Annotated in this window: 12 protein-coding genes and 1 pseudogene; 12 read left to right on the top strand and 1 reads right to left on the bottom strand. The window is 40.6% G+C overall.

Annotation, left to right across the window (positions count from 1 at the left end):
- Positions 1–2: 2 nt before the first annotated feature.
- From ONT19_RS12655 to pafA, 12 genes and pseudogenes are all read left to right on the top strand, one after another.
- On the top strand, positions 3–965 hold the full coding sequence (locus ONT19_RS12655) for a hypothetical protein (protein WP_153089756.1): 963 nt from the start codon (positions 3–5) through the stop codon (positions 963–965).
- Between the two features lie 226 nt (positions 966–1,191).
- Positions 1,192–2,124, top strand: coding sequence for an IS4 family transposase (locus ONT19_RS12650; protein WP_264952115.1), 933 nt, complete (start codon positions 1,192–1,194; stop codon positions 2,122–2,124).
- A gap of 151 nt (positions 2,125–2,275) precedes the next feature.
- Positions 2,276–3,484, top strand: a complete 1,209-nt coding sequence (locus ONT19_RS12645; RefSeq protein ID WP_264952114.1) for a site-specific integrase — start codon at positions 2,276–2,278, stop codon at positions 3,482–3,484.
- Positions 3,477–4,481, top strand: a complete 1,005-nt coding sequence (locus ONT19_RS12640; RefSeq protein WP_264952113.1) for a tyrosine-type recombinase/integrase — start codon at positions 3,477–3,479, stop codon at positions 4,479–4,481. Before ONT19_RS12645 ends, ONT19_RS12640 begins: the two co-directional genes overlap by 8 nt.
- Complete coding sequence (locus ONT19_RS12635) at positions 4,465–5,496, top strand: site-specific integrase (protein ID WP_264952112.1); 1,032 nt, start codon at positions 4,465–4,467, stop codon at positions 5,494–5,496. Before ONT19_RS12640 ends, ONT19_RS12635 begins: the two co-directional genes overlap by 17 nt.
- Before the next feature lie 126 nt (positions 5,497–5,622).
- Positions 5,623–5,716, top strand: a pseudogene (locus ONT19_RS16405) (IS4 family transposase); the annotation flags it as partial.
- Between the two features lie 316 nt (positions 5,717–6,032).
- On the top strand, positions 6,033–6,638 hold the full coding sequence (locus ONT19_RS12625; protein WP_153089755.1) for a hypothetical protein: 606 nt from the start codon (positions 6,033–6,035) through the stop codon (positions 6,636–6,638).
- A 66-nt stretch (positions 6,639–6,704) separates the two neighbouring features.
- Positions 6,705–8,390 (top strand): hypothetical protein, encoded by a 1,686-nt coding sequence (locus ONT19_RS12620; RefSeq protein ID WP_264952111.1) that lies wholly within the window; start codon positions 6,705–6,707, stop codon positions 8,388–8,390.
- A gap of 875 nt (positions 8,391–9,265) precedes the next feature.
- Entirely contained in the window at positions 9,266–10,258 is a 993-nt protein-coding gene (locus tag ONT19_RS12615) for a DUF3871 family protein (RefSeq protein WP_264952110.1), read from the top strand.
- 499 nt (positions 10,259–10,757) lie between these two features.
- On the top strand, positions 10,758–11,522 hold the full coding sequence (locus ONT19_RS12610) for a hypothetical protein (RefSeq protein ID WP_147347050.1): 765 nt from the start codon (positions 10,758–10,760) through the stop codon (positions 11,520–11,522).
- An 880-nt stretch (positions 11,523–12,402) separates the two neighbouring features.
- A complete protein-coding gene (locus ONT19_RS12605) occupies positions 12,403–14,373 on the top strand; it encodes a heavy metal translocating P-type ATPase (protein ID WP_437183501.1) in 1,971 nt (656 codons plus the stop codon).
- 81 nt (positions 14,374–14,454) lie between these two features.
- A complete protein-coding gene (gene pafA, locus ONT19_RS12600; protein ID WP_264952107.1) occupies positions 14,455–16,065 on the top strand; it encodes an alkaline phosphatase PafA in 1,611 nt (536 codons plus the stop codon).
- Positions 16,066–16,175: 110 nt separating this feature from the next.
- Here pafA and aat read toward each other — a convergent pair whose 3' ends face one another.
- Complete coding sequence (aat, locus tag ONT19_RS12595; RefSeq protein ID WP_264952106.1) at positions 16,176–16,841, bottom strand: leucyl/phenylalanyl-tRNA--protein transferase; 666 nt, start codon at positions 16,839–16,841, stop codon at positions 16,176–16,178.
- Positions 16,842–16,846: the final 5 nt, after the last annotated feature.

The following is a 16,846-nucleotide window of genomic DNA, read 5'->3' as shown; positions in this document are numbered from 1 at the left end:
ATATGGAACAAGGAAACAACAAAATCAGTAGCATACCTATGCTATCAGAAATACTAGACAAGACAAATGAAGAAATCTGCAATCTGCCACAATTTGAATACATTAACGAAATTGTAAATTCATTTGGCATAGGGCAAAAATCACCAATCCACCCTACTATTATATTTGCGTTGAGATATAATTATGCCATCACGACAAAAGAGGAAGTACTAAGACTGTCTGAGCCTAGCTATTATTCCGCACATAAAGAAAGCATAGATAAAGCAAAAAGCTATATAGATTGTCACATGAATGGATTAGGAGACAGTTTTATAATTAGAGATATATGGAAAAGATACGTAGATAACCAACTTTTAATGCTGACATTAGAAACTTATAGTTTTGACACCATTAAGTTCTGGTTTCTACTTATATTCATATATGACTACATCGAGAACACAAAAATAGACATGGGGCATAGCATTCTAAACTCTATAGCTAATTCTAAAAAAATTACAATAGAAATGGAGAGCGATGAAAAGAAAACAATTGACGATACTTCAACTTTATCAAATTTGAAATTTCTCTTCAACAAATTAGATAGTCTTTCTACATTGGCTATAGAAAATAATTTAATCTCACAAGAAGACACTATACGATTAAAAGTAGCATTAAACGAAATAATGATATATAAAGAAGAACTCAGAATAGGAAATAAAATTTTGCTCTTTGACGATATGTTCTACAGACATTTTCTATCTGACAAAATCTATAAAGTTCCTCAAACTCAAACTAAGGATATGGCTACAGGAAAAGAAATCCTTTCTTCCAGAGTTTGGTACACCCTAGGCTATGGAGATGACAAATATAATGAAGTAAACCATTTTGGCGAACACTCAAGACCATATGACAGCTTATTAAGAAAGCAACGTAAAACACGTAAAGGATTCCATTTATGGAAATTTTGGAATTTTCTATACGACTAATTATTATGTGTACTTTTCGTCAAGATTAGTACACATTTTTTTTGCGTACTTTTTCAATATAAAGGAACGCAAGCCATGTTTTCATTTTATTTGCTCGCATCACTAGTGTCCCGTTAAAACGAGACGATTATTAAATAAGTTATTAATACTCAAAAGTTTACGGACTTTTTATAGTGTATTCGATTTGATTTTGTATCTTTGCACGCATATTTAAAATACGTGTGCGATGAACAAAGGCAAAACTATATTCTCTCAGATTATGTCACTTATACCAGAACGTGATTTCAAAACTTGTGTAGACCGTTATAAGGGAAACTACAGAGCAAGAAACTTCTCTTGCAAAGACCAATTCCTAGTAATGAGCTATGCTCAATTAACAGGTCGTGATAGTCTTCGAGATATAGAAAACTGCCTTACGGCACTCTCCAGCAAACTTTACCATTGTGGTATTAGTTATGCTGTACCACGTAATACTCTAGCAAAAGCTAACGAGAAGCGAGATTGGCATATCTATAAAGATTTTGCAGACGTTCTTTTGAAAAAAGTACGTCCTCTTTATGTCAAAGACAAGTTCAGATTAGACCTAGACAACATGGTATATGCTTTTGATAGCAGTACTATAAGTCTGTGTCTCAAATTATGTCCTTGGGCAAAGTATCGCAAAAACAAAGGTGGCATCAAAATGCACACATTAGTCGATTTGCGAGGAAATCTTCCAGTCTCAGTTTATTTGACTTCTGCATCGGTTAATGATGTAAAAGCTCTTGATGATCTCTACATAGAACCTTCTGCTATCTATTTGATGGACAGAGGATATGTAGATTTCAACAGACTCTTCAAGTTGATAACTAAGAAGAATGCATTCTTTGTTACTAGGGCAAAAGATAACATGCTTTTTGAAGTTGTATCAGAAGCCGAAGTTGACAAGAGTACTGGTATCATTTCTGATGAACGTATCAAATTAACAGGACTACATACTGCCAAATGGTATCCTGAAGAACTTAGAATGGTAACCTATGAGGACTATGCAACAAGTAAGGTGTATAGGTTTCTCACAAACAACATGGAATATGAAGCGCTTACCATATCTGAATTATATAGGGAAAGATGGAACGTGGAACTTTACTTTTATGACAAGAATATCATTATGTCAAGTTAGACAGATTTGACCTGTGAAAAATTGTTGATTATATGAATTTTACAGCAAAAACTTATCATAAATACTTCTCATAACGTTATATTACAGTATAGGGCATAAGCCCCAAAACTAAATATTATATATTATGCAAGAAGTAAAGATTCAAGTCCTAATGGATCGATGCATCAAGTACTTTGAAGACCATTGTTACACAGAGAATAGAATATCTGTGTATAAATGTCTATGGCGTAAAGGCATCGTCCACTACATGTCGGCTCACGACATTGAGAATTATTCCCCTTCTATTGGTGAAGAGTTCCTGTCAACCTGTCATCATTATGGTGAGATTCGTCACCAGGAGCGTGAAATGATTCGCAGTATTCAAGTCCTTGACGATATGCTTTCGTTAGGGCTTATACGTAAGCGTTGTTTCACTCCTGTTTTCCATACCCTCGATGGGAAGATTGGCATGGAGATGGAAAAACTCATCATCCATCTTACTTCTCTTCGTAGAAGTCTGGTGACTATAAATGACTATCGTTTGTATCTAAGCGAGTTCTTAACTCATCTCAATCTCAGTGGTGTCAACAGTGTGTCCGAGATTGCGGATAAACACATCTTGTCGTTTGTCTCGTCCCATCCGACCAACAAGGTAAACATAGTTTCTGCCCTGCGTGTCCTCTTTCGTTTCTGGAAAGCGGAGCATATTGTAGATGGAAGGTTTGATGGTCTGTTTGACACATATAAGCTGCGCAAGAAAGAGCGTATTCCTTCGTTTTACACAGCAGCAGAGGTAAATATAGTAGAGAACTCCGTGAATAGAAGCAGCGGCGTTGGCAAGAGAAACTATGCAATGTTATTACTTGCATCACGTTTGGGGTTGCGAGCTTCGGACATAGCCAACCTACAGTTCTCTAATATAGACTGGGACAACAATGTACTAACCCTTGTGATGCATAAGACCGGAAAGGTCATAGAGTTGCCATTGCTTGCGGATGTTGGTAATGCCATCATAGATTACTTGCAGCATGGAAGACCTCAGACAGTTTCACAGAATGTATTTCTTTCTTGCAAGGCACCTTATGTGCCAGCAACCAAAAGTATGGTATGCTCTGCAATAAACAACATCATCTGTAAATCCGGAATAGATGTATCGGCCAAGCATCATGGTCCACATTCTCTACGTCATTCTCTTGCAAGCGTCATGCTTGAGAAAGGCACGACGTTACCTGTCATATCCGAATCGCTAGGGCATCGCAGTACGGAAACAACTCTCACTTATCTTAAGATTGACATAAAGTCTTTGATAGAGTGTGCCATTCCTGTACCGCCAGTTCCAGATGCCTTTTACAAACAGAGAGGAGGTGCGTTCTATGGCTGAGCAATTTAAATATTCCAGCGTGTTAGCCTCATATATGAATCATCTTCTTGACATTAAAATATCTGCAGGAATCAGTGCGTTGCGTACCAGATGGATATTGAAAGAGATTGACGACTTTGCCAATGCAGAGTGCCTAAAGGATCCTCATATCAAAGAGGTGTTCTTCAAAAAGTGGAGAGCTACACGTGTGGCGGACTGTGACAGAACTTTATATTCCAAATGTTCCGTATGGTGTCAATTGACAAGACTGATGTGCAGGTGTGGCTGTGTATGCTTCATTCCACGAATGCCCAAGCAACCGAAGTCTGATTTTACTCCGTATATATTCACAAAGGAGCAGATTGGCGCAATCTTTTCTGCAGCGGACGAATATAGACTATATGACATACGCATGGGTACAGCTCTCATAGCCATGCCAGCTCTTCTTCGTTTACTATATAGTACAGGAATGCGTATATCTGAGGCTCTTTCCATCCGCAACAAACATGTTCATCTGGATGAAGGTTACATTCGCTTAGATAAAACCAAGAACGGAAGTGAAAGGATCGTACCTTTATGTGAGTCGATGAAGACGGTACTTACATCTTATATGGAGTATAGAAACAATATGCCCATCAAAGACATAGCTGCAGGAAATGGTTTTTTGTTTGTAAAATCGGACGGGACTAGCATCAAGGCTAATAGTGTATATCAGCATCTGCGCAAATTGCTGGACACATGCGGAATTCCCCATAAGGGGAATCATCATGGACCACGCGTTCACGACCTGCGACATACGAATGCAGTACATGCTCTTGTACAGATGGGGCACAAAGGAATGGACTTGTATGCCAGTTTGCCAATTCTCTCAACATGCCTGGGACATCACTCGCTGAAAGCGACAGAGCAGTATGTTCGCCTCACATGCAACATGTATCCAGAATTGGAAGAGCAATGTTCTGAAATCAACGCTTTTGTCTATCCAAAGATATGTAAAGCCTATGACTACGACGACTGACTTTGCCAAACATTTAAGCCGCTTTCTGGTAGAATACCTGCCTCATGAGCGTAATGTAAGCCCTAACACCATATCCTCCTATAGAGATGCATTTGTACAATTTATTGACTTCATGAAAGATATTAAAGGAATCACAGTTGAAAAATTGCAATTGAAACATCTCACGAGAGTAAGTGTAACCGAGTATCTCGAATGGCTACTTAACAAGCGAAAATGCTCTGCAGCGACACGTAACTATCGGCTTGCTGCCATTCATTCTTTTTGTCATTACTTGCAATATAGCGTCATAGAAATGATAGAAGAATGGCAAAAGATCCTAACTATTAAAGCCATAAAAACATCAGGGACAACACTTAACTACCTGACAATAGAAGGTATCAAGTTGTTGCTGGCTCAGCCTGATACATCAACTTGGAGAGGCCGAAGAAATCTCGCTTTACTCTCACTAATGTATGATACGGGAGCAAGAGTCTCTGAAATAGCAGATCTTACTGTGGATAGTGTGCGCATAACCCATGAGCCATATACCATACGTCTGTTCGGAAAAGGACGCAAAGCACGAATAGTACCGCTTGTAAAGGAACAGGTGTCAATTCTATGTGAATATATGGAAGAGAATCATCTTAACGATTGCAACAAAGCTGCGTCTCCACTTTTCTATAATGGCAGAAATGAAAAGCTAACGCGTGAGGGTATCACATACATTCTTTGTACTTATGCAAACATGGCAAGGAAGGTGTCTCCAGAACTTATTCCGCAAAGGATTAGTTGTCACTCTATACGTCATAGTCGAGCTATGCATCTTCTACAGGCTGGAGTCAACCTTATTTATATTAGAGATTTGCTAGGACATGTCTCTATTCAAACAACGGACATTTATGCTCGTGCAGACTCTAAAGCAAAACGTGAGGCGTTCGAAAAGGCGTATACAGATCTCACACCTAACCGAGAGGCTGATAAATCTTGGGAAAACAATAAAAATCTCAGAGATTGGCTCAGAGGTCTGAAGAAATAGTTATCATTATGAGAAGTCGAACGGAGAAGCATTCTCCTAAAGTTCTGATCTTCAATAATACTTTTCCATTCACTTCTCATAATGTTATTCTTGTCATAAAAGTAATTATGTAAAGCTTCTCATAATTACTTTAAATGGATTAAGCAACACCTTCACATCAAATCCTTTTATGGAACTTCCGAGAATGCCATATATCTGCAAATCTGGATTGCCATATGCACATACTTGCTTTTAGCTTATGCAAAGAAAGTGATGCACATAGATCAATCGCTACACACTATTTCAAAGAACGTGGGTCTATTCCTTACGGACAAGACTCCTTTAAATGAATTGTTTAACAAAGCTGTTCCAACAGAAGAGACGGAGGATTGGCTATATCCTAGCCTTTTCAGACCCGATGATTTCTAAACGGGACAGCAGTGTGCTCGCATGAAATTTCTTCTGTACCTTTGCAACCGCATTCCGAAACTGAGAAGCAAGATGTACATAGCTTTGATGTGGGTAGGTGTAAGTTAAATCTTCTAAATTGAATTAATATGGAAGATAAAATACAGACGGCGAAGCAAAACGCCATAGAGTTAGCTAACGTCACCGAATCGGTGACAAGTGACGAACTTTTAAATAAAAAAGGAGGTGAAATTGAAAAGTTGAGACAGAGATATAATCTCAACGCTATCTCTGGCTACGAAGGTACAAAATATGCCAATGATGAGGCACATGCAGAATTAAAAAGCATGATGGAAAGAGGAGAAAGACTTAGCCTCTATTTCACTATTGACAATTATGGTGTAGAAGCTATTAGTGTGGAGAGCAAGACTACAGGGCGTTTTAATTATCAATTAACCCCAAATGGCTTTTTATGGATAATAAAATATCTAACGAATAAAGAGAGCGAGGATTTCAACGTAGCTCCCTTAGAAGTTACACCATCCGATGAAACTGATGCGAGTACTTTCCGAAAGGATATGTTGAAACTCTTCTGTGAAAATGAAATGGGGCGAATCCAATTCACCCCAGAGTTCCGTGACCGAACAGGGAAATTATCTGCAACAGCAAGTTTCCCTTATGGACAAATATTTTTCTTTATGGAGAGAGACCAAGAGTTGGTAGAATATCTAAGAGGCAAGAACCTCATTAGATGAATTATTAACTAAGGTTTGGGGAGAGTGCTAGCCTCTTCCCTACCTTTATCAAATTAAAAGAGAAAAATGAGAAAGAAAGAATTAATAATAAACAAAGGACAATATTTGTCCGATATTTATAGCATCGAGCCAAACACGATTCTGTGCAAGACCCTTACAGGTTTAGGTGCTACATACACAGAGATTAAGGCGAAGCGTAACTCTATTATCGTAGAGCCTAATGTACCACCTATCATAGGTAAATGTAACGACAAGAAGCATAAGAAAGACAACTTGTTTGCAGTCAAAAAAGATGTCAGCATTTCAAGTGTTACAGAATACTTATCTCAAACTATCAAGCAAAAGAAGTACATCAAGATTATCTGCACACCAGAGAGCTTCAATTATAAGGTAAAACAAGCTTTTGAAGAAGCAGAATTGGACATGTACACAAACTGTTTCATGCTCATGGACGAGTGTCACAAACTAGTTAAAGATATTGATTATCGTGAGGATATTGCACTCCCCATGAAAGACTTCTTTATGTTCAAGGACAAAGCTATGGTTTCAGCGACCCCTATTGTTCCATCTGACCCTAGGTTTGAAGAGCAACACTTTACCCTTATAGAAGTCAAGCCTAACTATGACTATTTAAAGCCTATCACACTTGTCCACACCAACAATGTCTTAGAAGCCATGAGAGTAACTATAGAGAAGAGAAAGAAAGAGCTAGAATCACCAAGAAGTCTGTGCCTCTTCATTAACAGAACTGATATGATTCTTCAAGTTATCGAAAAACTTGGAATCAAAAAGGACAGTGTAGTGTTCTGCTCTAGTAACAGCACCACCAAACTGAACGAAGCAGGAATAAAAGCTGTCGAGAATTGGAACATCAAGGAGCAAAAGCCTTTTATGTTCTTTACTAGTCGTTTCTATGCAGCATTAGATATTGAGCTAAAAGTACAGCCAGACATCATGTTTGTGACTGAGCCATATCTATATGAATACACGATAATAGACCCATGCACCGATGCCGTTCAAGCTATCGGAAGATTCCGTAATGGAGTTTCATCTACAACTCATATAGTCAGCACCAACAAGGATTTTCCTATCAGAGACGAAAAAGGCATAAACGAGTACATCAAAGCTAGTGAAGAAGCATACAACACCATCTTACGCTTATACGATTGTGCTCCAAGTCTAGAATTTAGGAATGCTTACAAGGCAGCTTTAGACCAACTCCCATTTAAAAACAAATTTATGAGATATGGAGAAATTGACTATTTCGCCCAAGATAACTACAGAGACGAAGCCTTAGTCAAATCCGCCTATAACAACTTTGACGATTTGGTGAAAAGATACGAACGTGCCAAACAATTTTATATAGTTAAAGGGATGCCTCTCTATTGGAAGTTTGGGGATAAAGAGCGACTAAAATTGGAAAAAAGTTCCAAATACATAAAGCAGTTCCGAAAAGAAGCTGTTGACATATTGGAATCGCTTAAAGAAGACATGGATTTGCCTATGGTCAGATACAACATTGAAGAATTGCGCAGCAAAGATGCTTTTATCGTTAATGCTTATGAAACATTAGGAAAAGAAGTTATCGAAAAATGCAACTATAACGAGAAGCGCATAAAGGAAGCTATCATAATGAAAGACTTCGAGAAGAAAAGAAATGGGCAAGAATGCGTCCAATTACTAAAAAATTCTTTCAAAGTGAACAATAAGTACGAACGCTCATTTATAGAAAGAACTTCTCAGAATCTTTGATATGGTAAGAATTTCACCAAAAGAGAAAGTAACAGGAACCTATATCAAAAAATTCTTCGATGTGAAAGAATGTAAGGTGAAAGGGAAAAGAGCATATCTCATTGTTGAAAGTCTGATATAAGGTAGAACATTTTTTCTTGTTTTTCTTCAATAAAGGGGGAAATTGAAAAATGTACTCTTGAAAAAGAAATATAGATTATCCGAATATAATATCGCTATTTGGAGGATGCCAATAATGGTGTCCTCCATTTTAGCCCCAAAGTCGTTTCTATTTTTCAAGAATCATGTTCCAAGTACAGCATCAATAGAAAATAAGTCTAAAATCTTGCTCTAAAAAATATCAGAAATCACTTGGATTTTTCAAGAATATACATATCATCGTCTAAGAAGATGGAACTAGTTTTCACTTTTTGACCATAAATTTTAATAATTATCTGATTAATCAAACTAAGCCGTGAGCCTCAACGCTTGCGGCTTTTTTCGTTTTTATACCATCCTTTAACAAGGGGAGCACAGGGCAAGCCAACCCATTTTTTCTATTTCACCTGACCATTCCAAAACTATCCTACAACACCAATATACAGCCTCAACTTTTTCAACCTAGCGAATTAGTTAGGAAACATCATATCTCCAAAAATCAGAAGTTTAGAGAAGAGAGAAGATGACTAAAAATAAGGACTTTACACATTACTATATATTATGCCCCCTACTTTATATCTCCCCATGTGTTCTACAAAAGACGGTGGACATACACTTTAGTCCCCTCCTCACTCTTAGATAGAAAAATAAATATATATATAAATAGCCCATGTACTAACGTCAATATTTATATAGAGATTATAAACAACATTATTCACTTCTAATTTATTGAGATTATGAACAACATTATTTTATTGCCACAGGCACAGAGAACAAATCACATCGAGGATGCAGTTATCTTGGACGAGTTTAAAGCAGAGAATCACTTTATCGAGGCTAACACGCAAGAGGTAACTTTCGAGCACTTAAAGAACGATTGCATCACTCCTGTTTTTGCTAAGGACAACGAGTTGACCATCAACCACGCTGACTTTATTGAGACCATCGAGGATGCAACCAGAACTTTCTTCCATGGTCAAAAGGTTAGAACTCCAAGCATTCGAGTTTCACATGTAATCAAGGGTAGAATACCAGAGGCTGTTAGAAAGCCTGCCAATCAACTCTTGGATTCAGACAAGACCATCTACTATGAACGTGCAGCATTCAGCATCGACATTCCTACGGTCTTTGAGACTGTAATGGGTAACAAGCTGAACCTATCCATCGTAGGAGTTAGAGCATACAACCAGATGAACTTATATTCCAAGAAATCACCAGAGCTATTCAGACTAGCTATCGGTTTCAAGAATCAAGTTTGCTGCAACATGTGCATCTTTACAGATGGCTACAAAGAGGATTTGAGAGTGACATCTACTAATGAACTCTATCGTGCAGCCTTGGAGCTATTCAACAGTTTCAATCCTGCTAGACAACTTCAACGACTCCACTCGTTAGGGAACACCACCATGAACGAACATCAGTTTTGCCAGATACTTGGCAAGATGAGACTCTATCAGTGCTTACCTAATTACTATCAGAGAAACATTCCTAAGATGTTGCTAACTGATACACAGATTAACAGCGTAGCCAAAGCATACATCAATGATGAGAACTTTAATAGTTTTGGAGAGGACATCAACATGTGGAAGTTCTACAACCTGTTAACAGGAGCTAACAAGTCTAGCTATATAGACTCATTCTTGGATAGAAGCCTCAACACCACCCAACTTGCACTTGGCATCAATGCAGCCTTGCATGGTGACGAGCGATATAAATGGTTTATCGACTAACCACAGACAGGACATCTATCAGAAATGGTAGGTGTCCTTTAGTTACTAACTAATAAGCAAAAGACGCTTCATTGATATATGTAGCTATGAGAGAAACTAAGCTGAAATGTTAAATCTCAACATATATTAGAAGAAAGACAGACAAATTCTTGGTCAATCAAACAATTATTGCTAAATTTGCACCAATTCTACAAGGAGTAGAAGTACATATTTAGAATGAGCGTTTGAAGTTATCTTAACATAGAATCTGGACAATTCTAACGACATAGGTAACAGGTCAAGGTGCTCATGCTTTCATGTTGCATATATATACTCATATATATAACACATGGAGCATGGGCTATTGTCTGTTTATATGTCGCAAGCAGTCCAGAGCTTTATGTTAGTAAACATCAATAGTCCCCATGCTCCTTTCTTTATGTGTCAACCAATAAACAATTTACAGCAAAAGCCGTCTGGGGATTCAAGACTGAATTATTAAATTTAAACTTACAGATTTATGAAACAATTCAAATTTTTAGCAATGGCAATCTTTGCTATGATTATGTCAATTGGATTCGTTGCTTGTAGCAGCGATGATGATGATAACAATGGTGGTGGTAGCATTACAAGTGGCAAGAAACTTGTACGCATCAGTAGTAAATATGAGACCATAAACTTTACTTATGGAGAAGATGGTAAACTCACTAGAGCTTCAAGAAACGTAAATGGAAATTCTGAATACATAAACCTTGATTGGTCGGGTAACACTATCACGCTTACAACTCATGCTAGATGGGATGAGAACCCTTGTACTATTACTCTTGATAATGGAAAAATCTCAAAAGCTACTGATGGTGAAGAGACATATAAGGCTGCCTATTCGGGAAACTATCTTTCTCAAATTACTGGCTACAATATCAACAAATATACATGGGAGAATGGTAATATCGTAAATTACAAAGAAGTTAGTGAAGGTAACACCTATAACTGTACTTATTATACCGATATGCCTAACAAGCATTCTGTCTTTGATGTTGATGCACTAGGATTCGATGATGCGATTTTAGCGGAATATGGTAATCTTCTTATTATGGCTCATCCAACCTTGTTTGGTCTCAACAACAAGAACCTATTAAAGAGCGTTACAGATAGTGAAGGATATACACTTTCTTATACATACGAACTTGATGGAGATGGCTATCCTGTAAAGATAACCGAAACCGAGAAAAAGAACCAATATGATTCTGGTAGCCCAGAAGTTTACACTTTAACTTGGGAATAGAATATAATTACAACATATCAAATACTTGCCAACTTCTTCTTTCATGTGGAGGTTGGCTTTATTTTTGCTAATTATCAACAAAAATTTGGTTACCCAAATGGTTGCCAAATCAAATAAAAACATTATCTTTGCAGTCATACACCAACATATATCAATATGACAGAATACAAGAGACAAGACATCACGACAGAACTTCGTGGAGCACTTCAAGAAGTGAAAGACCATATCAAGGGTAAGAAGCGACTCCAATCCTTAGATAGTCTTCTTGATGAATTATAAGAGACATGGGGGTTCTCTCTATAAAATGAATCCCTAAAAACTTTGCATCGTGCAATCTATCGTTGCACCTGCATAAAGGATGATTGTTGACTCATTGTTGACTAATTTCATTCTTTCAGTGTTCATTAACAGGTTGACAAATAGCATAAAAAGACTTGTAGCTCAGTTGGTTACACCTTGCTAAGTCCGCAGGAGTTAGTAAGGCTCGGCACAGACTCATAATCTGGAGGTCCTAGGTTCAAGCCCTAGCTGGTCCACGCTTCTATTACAGCGACTTACGAGCAATCGTAGGCCGCTGTTTTTCTTTTTTCACAAAACGTATCCGACAGAAAAAAAAAAGGCCAACTGGAGCTTTTGCAACCAAGTTGCAGAAACCTTTTCGTAATTTTGCAACCGAAATAGAAAAAGGAACTGAATGTTCCTGGTTATATAGAACTAAAAGTATTGCAAAATTATGGAAGAAATGAAACATTCTCACGAACATCATCATGAATGCCATTGTGAAGATTCTCACGAACATCATCATGACTGCTCATGCGGCACAGAAGAACATGAGCACCAGGGGTGCGGTTGCCACCATCATCACCATGAAGAAGGCGGTTTGAAATCCAAACTCTTTCTGATAGGAGCAACCATCATCCTCCTGATTATCGCTGTTTTCATCGAAAAGGAATACAGTCTGGCTACCTGGCAGTTGCTCCTCGTCTATCTCATTCCTTATTTATTGATAGGACATGAGACGCTGGGCGAAGCTGCAGAAGGTATTGCCAAGGGCGATATGTTTAACGAAAACTTTCTGATGGCTATTGCAACCATCGGAGCACTTTGCATCGGATTCTTCCCAGGATCAGATACAGAATTCCCGGAGGCAGTCTTTGTGATGCTCTTCTTTCAGGTGGGCGAACTCTTCGAAGGATATGCGGAAGGAAAGAGCCGCGACAGTATTTCGCATCTGATGAATATCCGACCGGATGTAGCGAATGTTGAAAGAAACGGAAAAGTAGAGTCAGTTTCGCCGGAAGACGTCAAGATAGGAGAAACTATCGTAATCCGTCCGGGAGAGAAAGTTCCATTGGATGGTATTGTTGTTGAGGGAAGCTCAGCCTTGAATACCATTGCCCTGACAGGTGAGAGTATGCCACGGGATTTAAATGAAGGCGATACTATCATGTCCGGTTGCATCAACCTTTCAGGAGTAGTTCGTGTACGCACCACCAAGAGTTTTGGCGAGAGTACCGTATCCAAGATTATTTCTCTGGTAGAGAGTGCAGACAAGAACAAGTCGAAGAGCGAGGCTTTCATCACCCGTTTCGCCCGAGTCTATACTCCTATCGTTGTTTTCGCAGCCATTGCCCTGGCGGTTATTCCTCCATTCCTGGCAGCAACAGGAATCGTAGGTGAAGGAACCTTTGGCGAGAACTTCCCATTATGGCTCAACCGCGCCTTGATATTCCTGGTAGTTTCCTGTCCTTGCGCCCTGGTTATCAGCGTGCCCCTCACCTTCTTTGGCGGCATCGGCGGAGCATCCCGGAATGGTATTCTCATCAAGGGCAGCAACTATATGGATGCTTTAGCCAAGGTGGGAACCGTTGTGTTCGACAAGACCGGAACTCTGACCCACGGAGAGTTTGCCGTAGCGGCTGTTCATGCTGATGATTCCTGCCCAGACCATTCATCCCACGATGCAGATAATGTACATGTTGGCGAATATTCTGACAAGGAGAAGATTCTGCTGCATTTGGCGGCTCATGCTGAACATTTCACTACCCACCCTATCGGCGCAGCCCTGCGTTCTGCCTTCCCGCAAGAAGCAACGGATGGCTGCGAGGTGACCGATGTAGAGGAAATTGCAGGACAAGGTATCCGTGCCAAAGTGAACAGCAAGGTGGTTTGCGTGGGCAACAAGAAGATGATGGAAAACATCGGTGCCCAATGGCACGACTGCAACCAGGTGGGAACCATCATCCACGTCGCCATTGATGGCAAGTACGCGGGACATATTGTGATCAACGACACCCTTAAGGAAGGAAGCGCCCATGCCATCAGAGAGCTGAAAGAACTTGGAATAGAGAAAACGGTAATGCTGACGGGTGACCGCAGAGAAGTGGGAGAAGATGTTGCCCACAAACTGGGACTGGACGAGTGCCGCGCAGAACTGCTGCCAACCGACAAGGTTTCGCATGTAGAACAACTGCTGAAGACAAAACCAGCAGGCAAGACACTCGCTTACGTAGGCGATGGCATCAACGATGCCCCTGTATTGAAACGTGCCGATGTGGGCATTGCCATGGGTGGACTGGGTAGCGATGCTGCCATCGAAGCTGCCGATGTAGTACTGATGGATGATGACCCTAGAAAGATTGCCCTTGCCGTAAAGATAGCCAGAAGAACCATTCATATCGCTCACGAGAACGTGATATTTGCCATCGGAGTAAAGGTTGCCGTACTGATTCTCGCCACCATTGGTCTCGGCACCATGTGGATGGCTGTCTTTGCCGATGTAGGTGTTACGGTACTGGCTGTATTGAACGCCATGAGAAGTTTGGGTAAAAATCGTCTTTTTTATCGTTAAATACCAAAATAAGTTGTATCTTTGCAGCCGAATTCTAATATACAATACTGAATGGTTATGTATAAAAAAGACATTTTGACTATGAATAAGATTATCAAACTCATCTTCGTGCTCTGCTGCTTCTGCGGCATTGCACAGGCTCAGCCTCAACGTCCTAAGCTCGTTGTAGGCATCGTTATCGACCAGATGCGATGGGATTATCTCTATCGCTACTACGCCCGCTACGGCGAAGGCGGATTCAAGAGAATGCTCGGAGAAGGATTCAGCGTAGAAAACTGCAAGATTCCTTACATCCCTTCGGTTACAGCCATCGGCCACTCTTCTATCTGGACCGGTTCCGTTCCTTCCATCCACGGAATTGCAGGAAATAACTTCATGAAAGATGGAAAAGTAGTGTATTGTACTGCCGACGATACCGTCAACCCGGTAGGTTCTGACAGCAAGGCTGGCAAGATGTCGCCTCGCAATCTGTGGGTAACCACCATCGGCGATGAACTCCGTCTGGCTACCAACAACCGCTCTAAGGTGATTGGTGTAGCCTTGAAAGACAGAGCATCCATCCTCCCTGCGGGCCATCACGCCAATGGCGCTTTCTGGTTTAATGACAAGTCGGGCAAGTTCATCACCAGTACTTTCTATATGGATAAGTTGCCTGAGTGGGTGAACAAGTTCAACAAGCAGAAACTCCCTAACAAGTATCTTTCCAAGAAATGGGAGACGCTCTACCCTATCGATTCCTACAAGGAGAGCACCAGCGATGACAACAACTACGAGAATGGAATTGTTGAAGGCGAAAAGGCTGTATTGCCACTCGACCTGCCTACCTTATATAAAAAGCATGGTTACAAGATTCTCCGCAGTACCCCATTCGGCTGCAACCTGACTTTCGATATTGCCAAGGCTGCCATTGAGGGAGAAAATCTGGGTAGAAACACAGATACTGATTTGCTGACCATCAGCTGCTCAAGCACCGATTACATCGGTCATCAGGTGGGCGTAAACGCTATCGAAACAGAGGATTGCTATCTTAGATTAGATAAGGCTCTGGCAGATTTCTTCGCTTATCTCGACCAGACCGTGGGCAAGGGAAATTATCTCACCTTCCTCACCGCCGACCATGGAGGCGTAAACAACGCCACCTTCCTGCAAGACCAGCGAATCCCTGCCGGCATCTGGAACAAGAAGGGACTGGTAGATGAATTGAACAAGAGTCTGAAGACAAAGTTCAACACCGACAAGGACCTAGTAAAGACCATTATGAACTATCAGGTATTCTTCAATACAGACATCATCGAGGAACTCGGTCTGGATTACGCAGCCATCAAGCAGGTGGTAGTAGACAGACTGAAGAAAGACAAGGACGTGCACTATGCCTTCGACATGGAGAAGACCTCTATCGAGAGCATCCCTGAAGAGCTGAAGTTCCGCGCCATTAACGGTTATAACCGTGAGCGCAGCGGAGGTGTTCAGATTGTACTGAAACCAGGTCACTACGATTATTACAGCAGCAAGGGAACTACCCACGGAGCATGGAATCCATACGATATCCATATTCCTTGCCTGTTTATGGGTTGGGGCATCCAGCACGGCGAGAGTGCCCAGCCTCACTATATGACAGATATTGCCGCTACCGTTTGTGCGATGCTGCATATTCAGGCACCTAACGGCTGCATCGGCACACCGATATTCTAATAAAAAGCAAAAAGCCAGATAATAACAAAGGCTAGGTTCACGATTCTGGGAACCTAGCCTTTATTTTTTATTCAAAAGAAGATGTTCTTCTATTCCGAGAAGAACATCTCTTATTCTTCGTTCATAATCTTCATATATTCCTCGTAAGAAATATATCTGCCACCCATCGATTTGAGATGAGGAGTCTCCAACTGACAATCTATCATCTTGCCACCGTGCTCCTGCAAGTATCTGGCAAGGAAGATGAGGGCAATCTTAGAAGCTGACGGAACCCTGGAGAACATGCTTTCTCCGATAAAAACCTTGCCGATGGTGACACCATAAAGTCCCCCCACCAGTTCATCAGTTTCATTATCCCATACCTCTACGCTCGCCGCAAAGCCCTGCTTATGGAGGGCAGTAAATGCCTGGATGATGTTCTCGCCCAGCCATGCGCCATCTTCCCAATACCGTCCGTTGGTCTTGCTGCATCCCCGTATTGCGCCATCGAAATCTTCGTTGATTCCTACGCTGTACCGGTTCTTTCTCATCAGGGTACGCATGGAATGACTGATGTGGATTTCATCAGGGAAGATGACGAAACGCTTCATCGGACAGAACCAGAGTATTTCAGGCTGGTCACGGAAACTATACCAGGGAAAGATGCCATTGCTATAAGCCAGCAACAGGCGGTCGATACTCAAATCGCCACCAATCGCAAAGCATCCATCCTCATCGCCATAATGCGGATCGGGAAAATAAATCTCGTCCGCAGTATCATCTATCTGTAATATCATACGCT

Source organism: Segatella copri (genome assembly GCF_026015625.1).
Lineage (GTDB): Bacteria > Bacteroidota > Bacteroidia > Bacteroidales > Bacteroidaceae > Prevotella > Prevotella copri_H.
The sequence above is the reverse complement of the archived record's forward strand: the minus strand, read 5'-3'. Positions and strand labels throughout refer to the sequence as shown.

Bases quoted from the DNA above. Each gene is read 5' to 3' on its own strand.
- ONT19_RS12655 (WP_153089756.1), top strand. From the start codon at position 3: ATGGAACAAGGAAACAACAAAATCAGTAGCATACCTATGCTATCAGAA.
- ONT19_RS12650 (WP_264952115.1), top strand. From the start codon at position 1,192: ATGAACAAAGGCAAAACTATATTCTCTCAGATTATGTCACTTATACCA.
- ONT19_RS12645 (WP_264952114.1), top strand. From the start codon at position 2,276: ATGGATCGATGCATCAAGTACTTTGAAGACCATTGTTACACAGAGAAT.
- ONT19_RS12640 (WP_264952113.1), top strand. From the start codon at position 3,477: ATGGCTGAGCAATTTAAATATTCCAGCGTGTTAGCCTCATATATGAAT.
- ONT19_RS12635 (WP_264952112.1), top strand. From the start codon at position 4,465: ATGACTACGACGACTGACTTTGCCAAACATTTAAGCCGCTTTCTGGTA.
- ONT19_RS12625 (WP_153089755.1), top strand. From the start codon at position 6,033: ATGGAAGATAAAATACAGACGGCGAAGCAAAACGCCATAGAGTTAGCT.
- ONT19_RS12620 (WP_264952111.1), top strand. From the start codon at position 6,705: ATGAGAAAGAAAGAATTAATAATAAACAAAGGACAATATTTGTCCGAT.
- ONT19_RS12615 (WP_264952110.1), top strand. From the start codon at position 9,266: ATGAACAACATTATTTTATTGCCACAGGCACAGAGAACAAATCACATC.
- ONT19_RS12610 (WP_147347050.1), top strand. From the start codon at position 10,758: ATGAAACAATTCAAATTTTTAGCAATGGCAATCTTTGCTATGATTATG.
- pafA (WP_264952107.1), top strand. From the start codon at position 14,455: ATGAATAAGATTATCAAACTCATCTTCGTGCTCTGCTGCTTCTGCGGC.
- aat (WP_264952106.1), bottom strand. From the start codon at position 16,841: ATGATATTACAGATAGATGATACTGCGGACGAGATTTATTTTCCCGAT.